The organism is Paenibacillus sp. GCM10027627 (genome assembly GCF_042675505.1).
GTDB lineage: Bacteria > Bacillota > Bacilli > Paenibacillales > Paenibacillaceae > Pristimantibacillus.
The window spans coordinates 69,651-83,770 of record NZ_JBHTHB010000003.1 but is presented as its reverse complement, the minus strand read 5'-3'; the positions used below and the strand labels follow the sequence as shown (position 1 = coordinate 83,770).

The window sequence follows — 14,120 nt, the reverse complement described above, 5'->3', positions numbered from 1 at the left end:
TATTTAATAAAGTGATTTATGTTGCAGGAGTTGTAATAACATCTGTGAAACACGCAGCAAAGCCGCTTGCCACATGAAAAAAAGGCAGCTGCGAAAACGTCAAAAGTGGGGTTGATTAATGATGAAACGGTGGCAATTTGTAAAACGGCTTGCGCCGCTAATGGCCTTTTTGGTATTAGTGTTAGCCGCTTGCGGACGGGAAGACTTGTCGACGCTGAATCCTCAGGGACCAGTGGCGGAAGAGCAATTCGGGCTGATGAAGCTCGCCATTATCATCATGTCGCTCGTAATTGTTGTCGTATTTGCAATTTCTTTCTATGTAATTATCCGCTTCCGCAGACGTTCTGGCGACAAGACGATTCCGAAGCAAGTGGAAGGCAGCCATAAGTTGGAGATCATTTGGACGGTTATTCCGATCATCTTGCTTATTATTCTTGGTGTGCCTACAGTTCAATCGGTATTCAACCTATCGAAGGACTACAGCAATGATCCGGATGCAGTTAAGGTTATTGTTACTTCTCATCAGTACTGGTGGGAGTTCGAATACCCTGAGCTTGGCATTAAGACGGCTCAAGAGCTTGTTATTCCAACCGGTAAAACGATTGCCATCGAAGCGAAGACGGCAGACGTGCTTCACTCCTTCTGGATTCCGTCGCTAGCGGGCAAAATCGATACGAATCCGGCCGGCAATGAAAACAGAATGTATTTCTCTGCACCAAAAGAAGGCGTTTACTTGGGCAAATGTGCCGAGCTTTGCGGACCTTCCCACGGTTTGATGGACTTTAAAGTAAAATCGGTAGATCCAGCTTCGTTCGACCGCTGGAGCGCAGCGATCAAACAACCTGTAGCGCTTCCAAGCGATCCGGCTATCGCAGCTGCTTTTGAAAGCAAATGCTTGACTTGCCATGCTGTTGGTGACCTGGGCGGACCTGCTTTCCCTAACTTGACTGGTGTCGGAAGCCGCGACAGCGTAGGCGGCATCTTGGTCAATGTTGAAGCTGATGATAAAAAGTACAAACACGAAGATACGGTATACAACAATCTCTACAAATGGATCAAAAATCCGGAAGAAGTCAAACCGGGCAACCTCATGTCCGATCAATACGAATTGACGGAAGAAGAGATTAAAGGTATTGCCGATTATCTTTCTAAGCTAACGCTTGACTACGAATAAAAACGATCATCAGTGATTGAAGGAGGTACCAACCTTGGCTCATGCACAAGCGCATGCGGTTAAACGTTACAGCGGTATTATGGACTGGCTGACAACGGTTGACCACAAAAAAATCGGTATTTTGTATTTGATTGCGGGGGGCTTTTTCTTCCTGGTGGGCGGCTTAGAAGCTATTCTGATCCGTATTCAGCTTTGGAAGCCGCAAAACACTTTCGTCGAGGCAGATACATACAACGAACTGCTAACGATGCACGGAACGACGATGATCTTTTTGGCAGCGATGCCATTGTTATTTGCTTTAATGAATGCGGTTGTACCGCTGCAAATCGGCGCGCGCGACGTTGCGTTCCCGTTTGTTAACTCCCTTGGTTTCTGGACTTTCTTATTTGGCGGCCTGCTGCTGAATGTGAGCTGGATCGTGGGCGATGTTCCTGATGCGGGCTGGACGTCATACGCACCGCTTGCCGGAACGACATACAGTCCCGATCACGGCATGGATTATTACGTGCTCGGCTTGCAGATAGCCGGTATCGGTACTCTAATCGGGGGCATTAACTTCCTCGTTACCATTATTAACATGAGAGCGCCTGGCATGACGTTTATGCGTATGCCGCTGTTCACATGGACGGCATTTATTACTTCCGCTTTGATCCTGTTCGCATTCCCTGCCTTGACGGTAGGCCTTGCGGCTTTGATGTTCGACCGCCTGTTCGACGCTAACTTCTTTGATCCTAGCGGCGGCGGCAACGCAGTATTGTGGGAGCATATTTTCTGGATTTTCGGACATCCTGAGGTTTACATCCTCATCCTGCCGGCATTCGGCGTCATTTCCGAAGTTATCAGCACGTTCTCGCGTAAGCGTCTGTTCGGTTACAGTTCTATGGTATTTGCGACCATCTTGATCGGTTTCTTGGGCTTCATGGTATGGGCGCATCACATGTTCACGGCAGGTCTTGGGCCGGTTGCGAATGCGTTGTTCTCGATTGCAACGATGTTGATCGCGGTTCCAACAGGGATTAAAATCTTTAACTGGCTGTTTACGATGTGGGGCGGATCGATTAAATTTACAGCGGCTAATCTTTATGCTGTAGGTTTTATCCCAACCTTCGTAATGGGCGGCGTAACTGGGGTTATGCTCGCGGCGGCGCCAGCCGACTTCCAATATCACGATTCTTATTTTGTCGTAGCTCACTTCCACTACGTTATCGTAGGCGGTTTGATTCTCGGCATTTTCTCTGGTCTCCACTACTGGTGGCCAAAAATGTTCGGACGCGTTCTAAACGAAACGCTTGGCAAATTAACGTTCTGGGTGTTCTTTATCGGCTTCCACTTGACGTTCTTTATCCAGCATTTCCTTGGCTTGCTAGGCATGCCGCGCCGTATTTGGCAATACCTGGACGGTCTTGGCTTTAACGAAATGAACATGATCAGTACAGTTGGCGCATTTTTAATGGGCCTTGGTACAATTATGTTTATCCTGAATGTTATCGTTACATCGGTTAAACCGAAAAATGCACCAGCCGATCCTTGGGAAGACGGACGTACGCTGGAGTGGACGATTCCTTCTCCTCCACCAGAGTACAACTTTGCACAAACTCCGCTTGTTCGCGGATATGATGCATATTGGAAAGAAAAGATGGACGGCCACAAAGGCATGACGCCTGCGGAGCCAATCGGACCGATTCATATGCCTTCTCCTTCGATTTTGCCGTTCTTTATGGGACTTGGTTTCTTCATCGCAGGTTTCGGCTTTATGTATGCGCCGGATTGGGGTCATTTCTTAGGCACTTCGCTGACAAACGGTCACTTTATCGGAATCGTGGGACTTGGAATGGTATTGATCTGTATGCTTCTACGTTCCGTTATTGACGATCATGGCTACCACATCGAAGAAGAAGAAATTTTGAAGGATCTAGGGGGTAAAGCATGAGCGCACACACGCATTTAGACGGGCAATTGCCTCATGAGCCCGAAAAGGCGACCCTTGAGGGCCGCAATAAAGTACTCGGATTCTGGTTGTTCCTTGGCGGAGAGACGGTTCTATTCGGAACGTTGTTTGCGGCTTTCTTGGCCCTTCGCCACCAAGTGCTGGATGGACCGACTGCTGAGCATTTATTCGATCTGAAGCTGGTAGCCTACGCTACCGCGATCTTGCTTACTTCCAGCTTGACGAGCGTATTTGCGATTCAAGCGATGCACCGTCAAAACGTAAAAAGTTTGATCAACTGGCTGATCGTTACGGTTTTGCTCGGACTTGGGTTTTTGGGCCTTGAGATTTACGAGTTCGTTCATTACGTACATGAAGGCCACGGCTTTACAACAAGCGCATTCAGCTCGGCGTTCTATACGCTTGTAGGTTTCCACGGCGCGCACGTATTGTTCGGTATTTTGTGGATTTCGCTTTTGATCATCCAACTGATGAGAAAAGGGCTGACTGTCGTTACTGCGCCAAAAGTGTATGTAGCCGGCATGTACTGGCACTTTATCGACGTTGTATGGGTATTCATCTTTACAGTTGTTTACCTGATGGGAAAGGTGGGTTAAACGTATGGCAAGCAATCATCCTGCCACGGAACAAAGCACCAAGCGTCATAAGGTCGAAGGACCTAAAAAACATATTGTCTCCTTTATTTTCTCGATCCTGCTTACGTTTATCGCTTTTGCAACGGTAATAAGCGGCGAGATCAACAAAGACTTTATTTATATCATTTTGCTCGGAACAGCTTTTCTTCAAGTATTTGTGCAAATGGCGTTCTGGATGCATATGAAAGACCGCGGTCATACGTACGCAATCATCGGTATTTTGACTGGCGTCTTCATCGTCTTTACTGCCGTCATCATGGCGGAATATTGGGTTTGGTGGTAAGCTTACACCGTTATTGAACTGAACAGAGGAGGGTCCCGGTTTGGGTCCCTCTTCTTTTGTAAGGATGCCAAAATGGCATGCATGAGAAAGGAGCTTCCTCTATGCTAGACTTGTTTAACTACTTCTCCTTCGCCGAGCTATTTACGCCAATGTTTTTCTTCGGCATGGCTGGCCTGACGATTCTCTATTTCTATTTGATTGGACCTTTTAGAGAGAAGAGATACCCAGGGGCTGAGGCCGCGACTTTATTCCAAAAGTCGATGTTTGTTGGAGCTATTCTATTGGTGTACTTATGTCACGGAGGGCCTTTTAACCTGCTGGGTCATCTTATGTTTACGTTCCATATGGTGAATATGTCGGTTTCTTATTTAATTGTCCCTCCAATGATTTTGCTTGCAGTACCAGCATTTCTTTGGAGAGCGGCGTTTTCGCACCGTTTTTGGAGGAAGCTGCGTTTTCTCATGCATCCGGTTATTACGTTAGTGCTGTTTAATATGTTGTTTTCCATCTATCATGTTCCACTTGTACACGATTACGTCATGACGAACTTTACTGTTCATCGCCTTTATTATGTAGCTTTGTTTATTTCCGCATTCATGATGTGGTGGCAAATTGCTTGTCCGGTGCCGGAATGGAACAAGATGGCCCACTTTAAAAAGATGGCGTATGTGTTCGCTAACGGCGTGCTTCTTACTCCAGCGTGTGCGCTGATCATTTTTGCGGATACAAGTTTGTACGCTACTTATAATAATCCGCAAGTATGGGCGACGGCGATGGGGTACTGCATGCCGGGCAGCGATGCCAGCTCGCTCCTGAAAGAATTTGGCGGACCCGAGTTTTTCAACTGGTTCGAAGTTCGTGAAGATCAGCAGCTTGGCGGCATTATTATGAAGCTGGTGCAAGAAATTATGTACGGACTTATTTTGGGCTACATCTTCAAGCAATGGTTCTCGAAGGAACATGCCGAAGACGAATTGCCGAACCCGGGGACGGCATAGCTTAAACATGAGTTTAGGGAGAGGATTAACATGGATTTGAATATCATCATGCCTACAGTCAGCACTTTTTTCATCGTACTTAGTGCGGTGCTCGTTGCGATCGGATGGCGCCTTGCGGTGCAGCGCAAGCTGGAGCAGCATAAAAAAGTGATGGTGTATGCGGCGATAGCGGCGGTTATCTTTTTTATCATCTATGCGTCACGGACGTTTATTATTGGGAGCACCCCTTATAACGGACCGGACGGTCTAAAGCCGTATTATTTGGTTTTCTTGTTGTTTCATATTGTACTGGCTACTGTTGCGGCTGTTTTCGGGCTTACGACGATTACGCTAGGCTACAAAAAGAAGTTTGCCAGACATCGCAAACTGGGCCGGATCACGTCGATCATTTGGTTCATTACAGCGATCACAGGCGTTGCGGTTTATTCCATCCTTTACGTCTTGTATCCGGCAGCAGATGCCAAACCGCTTTTTGACGCTATATTTGGTTAGTTTAAAATGGTGACGACAGGAATGTGATTCCTTTCGTCACCATTTTTTTTGTTGTTTATGATTAAGCAAGCAATATTGTTTATTGTTTAATGTTCATAACCTCATGTACAGCTTGATGCTGAGCATTTATATTTGAAGTTGTTGACTTTCCTACACCTGCTGGTCCTGAAACGATATAGACGGTTCCCAGCTACAAACTCCTTTCACATTCTCTAATTTCCGCAATATTGATTATTGCAGCATACAGCACATCACCTTTTAAGAAACTCTTTAAAGCACCATCGATATGTACAATCTTTCAAGTCAACAAGAGTTCCTTATAAATTCACTTATCCAAGCCGTTATTTCTATCAAGTTACCTAGCTAATACGGGAACGGCTTTTATTTCATTTCAACTATTCATAGCTAGAACAACCGTAGCAAGAACCATTCTGGAGAAGCGGTAGCGTTCGCCTTTGTATCCGGATTCCAACCTTAGCTAATTGTTCAAAGGAAATCTGGATACAACAGCGATCGGAGGAATGGTTCTTGCGCAGGTTGAGGTCTGCCATGAATCCTGTCTTGAGGAATGGTTCTTGCGCAGGTTGAGCTTCTAGCCGTTAAAAGTTTTTCAAAAATGTGGTTGGAGGATATTGACATCCGAATTCACTCTGCATATACTGTGTATATAGATATATACAGTATATAAACAGACACAGCATACAAAGAGAAACACAATTGCATGTATAGATGCTGTCCCACCAATCGCTGAAAGTTTAAAGGAGGATACGGAATGAATGCTTGGCGAGGCTCCATCTTTTTAGCCAAGGAAGAGTTCAAACGAGCAAAGTGGAAACATCTGCTTACGCTTTTCTTTATCGCTTACTTATCATTTTTCCTGGTTCCTATGTTTGCGGAGGCTTACACCGAAGAAGAAGGACATTTCTTTTATTGGTCGCTCGACTTTGTTGCTCTGACTCTACTGCCTTGTCTAGGCATCATGTCCTCCCAAATGACGGGATTTTATTGGAAGACAGACAGCTACAGCAAAAAGCTGGCTTCATGGAGAACGATGCCTATCCCAGTTAACCAGATTGCATTAGGAAGAGTTTTATTGCTTCTATTAAATGCATTGCCGGCGAAAACGATCTTTTTCATTATTTTTTATGGCCTAATTCGTACGATGAATGTAGATATAGAGCTGCTCCCCTTTATTGGATTTGCAGTGTTCTGGATTGGATATTCAACAGCCGTAGGTTTTATTTATGTCTATTGCGAATCGGGATTTACGGGGAAACAATATTTCTGGATCATCATGCTGTTTACGCTAGTCGTTTTAACATCCATGATTATGGTCACGGTGTTCGCGAAAAGAAGCTTGATTCTCACAAGCTACTATTGTATCGAGCAAGGCGGCTGGTGGCTGAGCGTAGTTGGAGTGTTGGCTGGTGCCGCTATGCTGCTGCTAGGGCTGCCGATGTTGGTGAAGAAGCTAAAGACACGCAATTATGCAAGTTAATGAAAGAAAGCGGGTGAAGCGATGCGGCTGCCGATCCAAATAAATGAACAAAGCGCGGAGCCGCTTTATCATCAGATCGAGGTCCAGCTTAGAGCATTGATTGTAAGCGGCCAATTGGAAGAAGGAACTTTGCTACCATCCATCCGGGAGCTTGCTCAAACAGTCAAATGCAGTGTTATCACCGTTAAGCGAGTTTACAGCGACCTTGAAAGTGAAGGGCTGCTTCGAACGAGACAGGGGACGGGAACTTATGTAGCCAAGGTGGGGGAAAAGGAGCTTGACCGCCACCGGCTTACCTCCGTTATTGACGCGATAGAGCAAGCGGTTTTAGCAGGCAAGCGGGTTCAATGTACGGAAGAGGAACTAATGGAATTGTTTAACGAAACGCTGAGCAAACATTACAAGCAAGGAGGGAAGTCGCCATGACGGAAGCATGGGAGGAAACGGCAATCCGATTTGACTCCATCTCTCAAAAAAAGCCGAATTTTAAATTAGGCCCAATCACGCTAGACATTCCAAAAGGCTGCATTACAGCCATCGTCGGACCAAACGGCAGCGGAAAAAGCACATTGTTCCGAATGGCGCTCGATTTGGAGAAGCCGGATGAAGGAACCATTACGATGCTTGATTATCCAATTGGCAGTGGATGTGATTCATCGGTGAAGCAACGAGTCGGCTACTTGCAGGAGGAATCTTTGTCTCATGAGGATAAAGTGAAAGGTTATGAGAAGGCAAAGTTCAACAGCTTTTGGTACAGCAACTGGGATGTTAATCGGTATCAGGAGCTGCTTATGACTTTGCAGGTCAACGACAATCTTCCGCTCGGCAAAATGTCCAAAGGGATGAGAAGAAAATGCGAGCTTGCACTCACGTTAGCCCATGCGCCGGATTTGCTGCTGCTGGATGAGCCCTCCTCCGGGCTCGATCCGATTGCATGGAAAGCTATGATCGATATTTTGCATCGCTATATGGAGCCGGGACATCGAACGATCTTGATGACCTCTCATATTGTGGACGAAGTGAAAAGACTAGCCGATTATATCGTTTTTATGGCTCAGGGCAAGCTGCTAGGCTTTTACGAGAAAGACGAATTGTTAGGCAGTTGGTTTACGTTGTTTGTTTCGGGAGAGGGGCTGACAGCCGCCGCCGCATCAAAGCTTCCAGGCCAGTGCGGAATCGAGCATGCGGGAGGCCATACGTACCGAATTACGACGAACAAAGCGTTCGAAGCGGAGAAATGGTGTGAGGCGGAAGGGTTTCAAATAGTAAGCCGGCAAGCGCTGGAATTGGATGAAATTTTGAGCGCTCTGCTTCAGCAAGAAAGTATAGGCCGCAAGTAATGAAAAGCGAGGGGATAATGAACATGAAACCATTGATTGTAGAAAATGTCATGAAGCAATACGGAGATAAGACGGCAGTCAACAACATCAGCTTTGAAGTAAGCGAAGGCGAAATTTACGGCTTGCTTGGAGCCAACGGCGCAGGCAAAACAACGACGATGCGGATGGTGCTTGGACTTATTTATCCGGATGGCGGCACTATTAAATACCACGGCAAGCCCTATGGGAACCAGCAGCTCAGCAAGCTGGGCTACCTGCCGGAAGAGAGAGGGCTGTACCCGAAGGTGCGCGTCTCCGATCAAATTCTTTATTTGTCACAGCTGCGCGGCATGTCCAAAAAAGACGCCGACCAAAACTTGAAATATTGGCTCGAACGATTTGAAGTACCGGAATACTACAACAAAAAAGTAGAAGAACTTTCGAAGGGCAATCAGCAAAAGATCCAGTTTATTGCGGCAGTCAACCATAAGCCGAGCATCGTCATTTTGGACGAAGCGTTCAGCGGTCTAGATCCGGTTAACGTAGAGCTGCTCAAATCGACAGTTAAGGAACTGCGAGATTCCGGCACAAGCATCCTATTCTCCACTCACCGCATGGAGCATGTCGAGGAGCTATGCCGCAACATTACGATTTTGCATCGCTCCAATACGGTTTTGAAAGGCAATTTGAAAGAGCTGAAGAAGCAGTATCCAAGAGAACGCGTCATTTTGAGCGCGGAGTCGGGAGTGAAAGGGCTGGAGTCGATCTCTGGCGTACTTGGAGTGACGGTGCAAGAGTACGGATACGATATCCGGATCGAAAACGAAGCGGTTGGCGGAGACATTTTGAAACATGCTATGGCTCAATCAACGATTACAAAGTTCGAAATTAAAGAACCGACGCTTAACGAAATCTTTATAAAAACGGTAGGTGACCGCCATGAATAGTTTTTGGACAGTAGTAGGGTTTACGGTACGCAACAAATTTAGAGGCAAAGCATTCTTAATCACAACGATCATTATTACGGTTCTACTTAGCATCGGGGTTAATCTTCCTTATCTTCTTTCTCAAATCAAAAGCGAAGCGAAAGTAACTAAAATCGGCTATATCCAATCCGCTCGCGAGGATATCGTTTTAGGCTCTACAACGGGCGACAGCTTAAAAGTATTTTTTGCAGCGCAGGAAAAGCCGAAGTTGGAGTTGGTTCCTTTTGAAGATAAAGGGGACGCGGTAGCTAACGAAAAGCTGTTGAAGGACGCAATCGATAAAAAAGAGATTAAAGGATATTTGGAGTTCGGCCAGCTAGCCGACAGCGGTTTCCCGCAAATGACGTACAAATCGAAAAAGCTGATGGAATTTTCGCAAACCGAGTCGCTGCAAACCGCTTTGCAAACGATTCGCCAGGCTAACATTTTAAAAGATGCGGGCCTTACCGATGAGCAAATGACTCAGCTAAGCACGCCGATCAAAATCGAATCCGTTCAAATCTTTACTTCGGAAGGCGGAGCGACCGGCAAAACGACCGAAGAACAAGGCGTAAATATGGGTCTTATGTACTTCATCATCATCTTCTTGTTTATGGCGATTATGACATCCGGGCAGCTGATTGCTTCCGAAATTACGGCGGAAAAAAGCTCCCGTGTCATGGAAATCTTGATTACAAGCGTGTCGCCTCTAAAAGGCATGTTCGGTAAAATTTTCGGAATGTTCGTTGTAGTACTCGCTCAGGTAGCTATCTACGTCGTTGCGATTCTGATCAACATTTCGTTCCCGCACAACAAAAATGCGCTTGGAAACCTAAGCATCGACCTTAGCAAAATCGATCCTGTTCTTCTAGTTTATGCCATTGTATTCTTCTTGACGGGCTTCTTCCTGTTCGCGACATTGTACGCGGCTGTAGGTTCCATTGTAAGCCGGACCGAAGACCTTGGCCAAGCGACAATGCCAATGACTATTATTTCTTTAGCCGGCTTCTACATCGCCATCTTTAGCTTGAGCAGCCCGGACAGCATTCTTGTAAAAGTAACTTCTTTTATTCCTTTGTTCTCGCCGTTTGTCATGCTGCTTCGTCTTGGCCTGACGGACGTTCCGACATGGGAAGTATTCATCTCCATCGGTTTGCTGCTTGCATCGATCTACCTGGCAGTATTCGTTTCGGCGAAAATTTACCGCACCGGCGTATTGATGTACGGCAAACGCCCTAGCTGGAAAGAGATTCGTAAAGCTATGAAGGCTTATAAGATTTAACTGGCTAATTTCATGTGGGTAATACGTACTGTTGTCACACGTTATACGTGCGATTTTCACTCGCAGTAAAATGAATTGCCACGGAAGACCGTCACCAGAGTACGGGAAAACGCAGGCGTGTCAAGGGTTTGTCAGTTATTAAGGTTCAAAATCTCCGCGATTCGGAAAGTGCTTTTTCATAGTGACGTAATCCTCAATCGTTGAATGTAAATTAGCACTTTCCTGAATCAGATTGTGGGTGGAAAATGAATCTAATCGGAGAAAACATTCGAAGTTTAAGAAAACAAGTTGGTCTAACTCAAGTCGAGTTCTCCAAGCAAATTGGGGTTTCACAAGGAACCTTAAGCGATATAGAATTAGGAAATTGTACGCCTTCTGTAGAAACCGTTTTGTCCATACATGAACGTTAGGGGGGGGTACCTTAAATTGGCTTCTTAAGGGAACGGAGCAAGAACCAAGGACCAATCTAGCGTTAGAAGAAAGCGAAGTACTGCAAAATGAACTTCTAGATATCATAAGGCTTCTTTCTGAACAAGCGCAGTCAGAAGTACTTGATTTCGCAAAATATCAATTAATAAAGTGAATGACTAAGTATGGATTGCGCCCTTACCAATCAAAATTATTGATAATCGCATAGAGATACATTCTTATGTATGAAAGTCTAATAGTTACAAATTAGAAAAGGATGATGGCAAGTTGGAACAATTTTTGCAACAGCTGCAAGATTCGAGTCCGATATTACAATTTATAGGGGTTATGCTTGTGGGAATGGTCCCATTTCTCGAAGGATACTTTGCGGTACCTGTAGGGATTGCGGTCGGGTTCCCTGCAGTGATGACGATCGTAGCAGCAATCGTCGGGAACTGGATTTCGGTTATGATTGTTATCCTGGCTAGTGATCGCGTTAGGCAGTGGCTGCAAAGAAGAAAACCTTCTGAACGTAAAGAAGAAAAGCACAATAAACGTCTAGAACGCGGGCAGAAGCTATTCCAAAAGTACGGTGTTCCCGGAGTGTCGCTTCTAGGTCCTTTGTTAATCGGAGACCATATCGCGGCTTTAGTTTGTATCGCATCGGGTGCATCGAAACGATATGTGATGATTTGGCAGACGATTGCCATAGTAGTATGGGCTGTTGGAATGGGGATTCTGGTGCTGTTAGGAATAAATGTTGTAAAGTAATTTCACTTCCAAGGAAACAGAAGAGCCGATATAAGGCTATTTTGCTAACGATTAACTTTAGTTCCATAAACAACCACGACGAGGCTGCCGGAAAATCGGCAGCCTCGTTTTCGAGATGGAGATTGCCAAGTGTTTATATCAACAGAATCAGGAGGGCAGGGTCTCAATCTGTAATTCTGTCATCGATTGATCAATTATAGCCTTCCTTGGAACCCGATGAGAATGAACAACGGATGGTTTGAAGGTCGATTATATGACCAATTCCAATAATGCCACAGAAAAAAATAACGCAGCTGTCGATTGATCGCTCTTTCGTTCGTTGTCTTAATAGCGGCGAAATTCAGTTGAATGTTGTGGGAAGGACATCTAAGAGATTCAAGGTGTACTGAATCGACCGCAAGATACGAAAGGAAGAGGATAATAATGGGGAAAATCATCATGCAGCAATTCATCACGATGGATGGTGTTATGCAGGCACCGGGCGAACATTATGAATTCGAGTACGGAGGATGGCAACGTCCCTATGTTGGTGATGAGCATTTGGAGCTCATTGTTGAGCAAGCCCATTCGGTAGAAGCTCTCCTTCTAGGAAGGAAAACGTACGAAAGGTTCGCGGCAACATGGCCGTCAGTGACAGGCATGCGAGGACTGGCCGATCGGATGAACGCCATGCCGAAATTTGTAACATCGAACTCTCTAAGCCTTGCGGGGTGGAATGCTACGATCGTCCATGGCGACGCTGCGGAAGAAGTAGCGATGCTCAAACAGGAGATCGACGGAGATTTGCTTGTCGTTGGCAGCGGCGATCTTGCACAGACGCTTATGAAACATAATCTTATCGACGAATATCGGCTTTGGGTTCATCCAGTGATCTTAGGTCGCGGACAACGGCTGTTCAGAGAGGGAATCGAGAAACATGTTTTGCGCTTTATAGACACCAGAACGTTAAGCACAGGTGTGGCGATTCAAATCTACCGGATAAACAATTAATCACTTTAAACCACTTAGATACTACAACTGAAATATGAGGAGGGAAAGGGAATGAATAAGATGACAAGAAAACAGAAAAATAGAGGTTTCTCCGAAAATGGTTTGTGCAGAATGCGCGAGGTGCTGGAAAAACATGTGCACTCTGGAAAAATACCTGGGCTCGTCGCCTTGGTCAGCAGGAACGGTGAGACGCATGTCGAAGCGCTTGGCACGATGCGTCATGATGGCGGCGCGCCGATGCGACGAGATACAATCTTCCGATTGGCTTCCACATCCAAACCAATCGCGGTATCTGCTATGATGGTTCTGCTTGACGAATGCAAGCTGCGACTGGACGATCCGGTTGATCCGTGGCTGCCCGAACTCGCTAACCGCCAAGTGCTGAAACGGGCCGACGGTCCGTTGGATGACACCGTGCCGGCACGGCGCCCAATTACAGTAAGGGACCTACTGACCTCCACATTTGGCCTCGGAATGGATTTGACGTTAATGGGAACTCCGATCATGAACGCGATATTCGAGCAGGGAATCTACGAAGTAGCCGGACAAAATCTACCCGAGCCAGATGAATGGATGCGCCGTTTAGGAACACTCCCACTGAGCTACCAGCCTGGGGAGCGATGGCATTATCACATCAGTAACGAAGTGCTCGGTGTGCTTGTTGCCAGAGTGACGGGTCAGACGTTCGAGACGTTTCTGCGCGAACGTATCCTCGAACCGCTAGGGATGAAGGACACTGGATTCTACGTGCCCTCTGGCAAAATTGACAGGTTTCCACCCGCTTACAGTCCTGATCCACAGACCGGACAGTTCATCGTATGGGACGATGCTGTCGGGGGACTCTACACCCAATCTCCAGCGTTCCAAGGGGGAGGCGGCAGACTAGTCTCAACAGTCGATGACTATCACGCATATTTGCAGATGCTTCTGAATGAAGGGATGCACGGAAGAGAGAGGATATTGTCCCGACCTGCTGTCCAACTGATGACGACCAACCATCTTACGCCCGAGCAGCAAGCAGCTCGTGACGCATTGGCCAAAAACAACGTTCATTTGTCACACGGCCAAGGGCAGCATGGCGGATGGGGCTTTGGGATGGCGGTTCGCACGTATCGTGGTGACTATGCGCCCGTCGGTCAATTCGGCTGGGACGGTGGAAGTGGAACCTCGACTTACGCCGACCCGAATAACCAACTTAGCGGAATTCTGTTTACTCAAGTTGGGATGTCAACCCCAGATTCAGCGCGGCTAATCCACGACTTCTGGACTACGGTCTATCAGGCAATCGAAGACTGACAAAATAGCAAAAAAGAGCAGCCACTATAATCAGTAGCTGCTCTTTACCATTAACCTCATC

Annotated in this window: 15 protein-coding genes; all 15 read left to right on the top strand. The window is 46.4% G+C overall.

Going from position 1 to position 14,120, the window contains the following annotated elements:
• Positions 1 to 118: 118 nt before the first annotated feature.
• The 15 genes from coxB to ACFQZE_RS12065 all read left to right on the top strand — a co-directional run bounded on the left by coxB (position 119) and on the right by ACFQZE_RS12065 (position 14,059).
• A complete protein-coding gene (gene coxB, locus ACFQZE_RS12135; protein WP_379357193.1) occupies positions 119 to 1,174 on the top strand; it encodes a cytochrome c oxidase subunit II in 1,056 nt (351 codons plus the stop codon).
• A 79-nt stretch (positions 1,175 to 1,253) separates the two neighbouring features.
• Positions 1,254 to 3,104 (top strand): cytochrome c oxidase subunit I, encoded by a 1,851-nt coding sequence (gene ctaD / locus ACFQZE_RS12130; RefSeq protein ID WP_379358198.1) that lies wholly within the window; start codon positions 1,254 to 1,256, stop codon positions 3,102 to 3,104.
• Complete coding sequence (locus ACFQZE_RS12125; RefSeq protein WP_379357191.1) at positions 3,101 to 3,718, top strand: cytochrome (ubi)quinol oxidase subunit III; 618 nt, start codon at positions 3,101 to 3,103, stop codon at positions 3,716 to 3,718. Before ctaD ends, ACFQZE_RS12125 begins: the two co-directional genes overlap by 4 nt.
• A 4-nt stretch (positions 3,719 to 3,722) precedes the next feature.
• Positions 3,723 to 4,040: a cytochrome C oxidase subunit IV family protein gene (locus tag ACFQZE_RS12120; RefSeq protein WP_379357189.1), complete on the top strand. Its 318-nt coding sequence runs from the start codon at positions 3,723 to 3,725 to the stop codon at positions 4,038 to 4,040.
• A 77-nt stretch (positions 4,041 to 4,117) separates the two neighbouring features.
• On the top strand, positions 4,118 to 5,038 hold the full coding sequence (gene ctaG, locus ACFQZE_RS12115) for a cytochrome c oxidase assembly factor CtaG (protein ID WP_379357187.1): 921 nt from the start codon (positions 4,118 to 4,120) through the stop codon (positions 5,036 to 5,038).
• A 30-nt stretch (positions 5,039 to 5,068) separates the two neighbouring features.
• Entirely contained in the window at positions 5,069 to 5,530 is a 462-nt protein-coding gene (locus tag ACFQZE_RS12110; protein ID WP_379357185.1) for a DUF420 domain-containing protein, read from the top strand.
• 772 nt (positions 5,531 to 6,302) lie between these two features.
• Positions 6,303 to 7,028, top strand: coding sequence for a hypothetical protein (locus ACFQZE_RS12105; RefSeq protein WP_379357183.1), 726 nt, complete (start codon positions 6,303 to 6,305; stop codon positions 7,026 to 7,028).
• Between the two features lie 21 nt (positions 7,029 to 7,049).
• Entirely contained in the window at positions 7,050 to 7,454 is a 405-nt protein-coding gene (locus tag ACFQZE_RS12100) for a GntR family transcriptional regulator (RefSeq protein ID WP_379357181.1), read from the top strand.
• A complete protein-coding gene (locus tag ACFQZE_RS12095) occupies positions 7,451 to 8,368 on the top strand; it encodes an ABC transporter ATP-binding protein (protein ID WP_379357179.1) in 918 nt (305 codons plus the stop codon). The genes ACFQZE_RS12100 and ACFQZE_RS12095 overlap by 4 nt, the downstream gene beginning before the upstream one ends.
• Positions 8,369 to 8,391: 23 nt before the next feature.
• Entirely contained in the window at positions 8,392 to 9,294 is a 903-nt protein-coding gene (locus tag ACFQZE_RS12090; RefSeq protein WP_379357177.1) for an ABC transporter ATP-binding protein, read from the top strand.
• The gene (locus ACFQZE_RS12085) at positions 9,287 to 10,594 is read left to right on the top strand and encodes an ABC transporter permease (RefSeq protein WP_379357175.1); all 1,308 of its coding nucleotides are present in this window, start codon (positions 9,287 to 9,289) and stop codon (positions 10,592 to 10,594) included. Before ACFQZE_RS12090 ends, ACFQZE_RS12085 begins: the two co-directional genes overlap by 8 nt.
• Before the next feature lie 245 nt (positions 10,595 to 10,839).
• The gene (locus tag ACFQZE_RS12080) at positions 10,840 to 11,004 is read left to right on the top strand and encodes a helix-turn-helix domain-containing protein (RefSeq protein ID WP_379357173.1); all 165 of its coding nucleotides are present in this window, start codon (positions 10,840 to 10,842) and stop codon (positions 11,002 to 11,004) included.
• Between the two features lie 358 nt (positions 11,005 to 11,362).
• The gene (locus ACFQZE_RS12075) at positions 11,363 to 11,773 is read left to right on the top strand and encodes a small multi-drug export protein (protein WP_379358196.1); all 411 of its coding nucleotides are present in this window, start codon (positions 11,363 to 11,365) and stop codon (positions 11,771 to 11,773) included.
• A gap of 423 nt (positions 11,774 to 12,196) precedes the next feature.
• A complete protein-coding gene (locus tag ACFQZE_RS12070; RefSeq protein WP_379357171.1) occupies positions 12,197 to 12,763 on the top strand; it encodes a dihydrofolate reductase family protein in 567 nt (188 codons plus the stop codon).
• A gap of 60 nt (positions 12,764 to 12,823) precedes the next feature.
• Positions 12,824 to 14,059, top strand: a complete 1,236-nt coding sequence (locus ACFQZE_RS12065; RefSeq protein WP_379358194.1) for a serine hydrolase domain-containing protein — start codon at positions 12,824 to 12,826, stop codon at positions 14,057 to 14,059.
• Positions 14,060 to 14,120: the final 61 nt, after the last annotated feature.

What these genes read in the sequence shown, in the direction of transcription:
- ACFQZE_RS12095 (WP_379357179.1), top strand. Translation starts at nt 7,451, where the DNA reads ATGACGGAAGCATGGGAGGAAACGGCAATCCGATTTGACTCCATCTCT.
- ACFQZE_RS12080 (WP_379357173.1), top strand. Translation starts at nt 10,840, where the DNA reads ATGAATCTAATCGGAGAAAACATTCGAAGTTTAAGAAAACAAGTTGGT.
- ACFQZE_RS12105 (WP_379357183.1), top strand. Translation starts at nt 6,303, where the DNA reads ATGAATGCTTGGCGAGGCTCCATCTTTTTAGCCAAGGAAGAGTTCAAA.
- coxB (WP_379357193.1), top strand. Translation starts at nt 119, where the DNA reads ATGATGAAACGGTGGCAATTTGTAAAACGGCTTGCGCCGCTAATGGCC.
- ACFQZE_RS12125 (WP_379357191.1), top strand. Translation starts at nt 3,101, where the DNA reads ATGAGCGCACACACGCATTTAGACGGGCAATTGCCTCATGAGCCCGAA.
- ACFQZE_RS12085 (WP_379357175.1), top strand. Translation starts at nt 9,287, where the DNA reads ATGAATAGTTTTTGGACAGTAGTAGGGTTTACGGTACGCAACAAATTT.
- ACFQZE_RS12070 (WP_379357171.1), top strand. Translation starts at nt 12,197, where the DNA reads ATGGGGAAAATCATCATGCAGCAATTCATCACGATGGATGGTGTTATG.
- ACFQZE_RS12120 (WP_379357189.1), top strand. Translation starts at nt 3,723, where the DNA reads ATGGCAAGCAATCATCCTGCCACGGAACAAAGCACCAAGCGTCATAAG.
- ctaD (WP_379358198.1), top strand. Translation starts at nt 1,254, where the DNA reads ATGGACTGGCTGACAACGGTTGACCACAAAAAAATCGGTATTTTGTAT.
- ACFQZE_RS12100 (WP_379357181.1), top strand. Translation starts at nt 7,050, where the DNA reads ATGCGGCTGCCGATCCAAATAAATGAACAAAGCGCGGAGCCGCTTTAT.
- ACFQZE_RS12110 (WP_379357185.1), top strand. Translation starts at nt 5,069, where the DNA reads ATGGATTTGAATATCATCATGCCTACAGTCAGCACTTTTTTCATCGTA.
- ctaG (WP_379357187.1), top strand. Translation starts at nt 4,118, where the DNA reads ATGCATGAGAAAGGAGCTTCCTCTATGCTAGACTTGTTTAACTACTTC.
- ACFQZE_RS12075 (WP_379358196.1), top strand. Translation starts at nt 11,363, where the DNA reads ATGGTCCCATTTCTCGAAGGATACTTTGCGGTACCTGTAGGGATTGCG.
- ACFQZE_RS12065 (WP_379358194.1), top strand. Translation starts at nt 12,824, where the DNA reads ATGACAAGAAAACAGAAAAATAGAGGTTTCTCCGAAAATGGTTTGTGC.
- ACFQZE_RS12090 (WP_379357177.1), top strand. Translation starts at nt 8,392, where the DNA reads ATGAAACCATTGATTGTAGAAAATGTCATGAAGCAATACGGAGATAAG.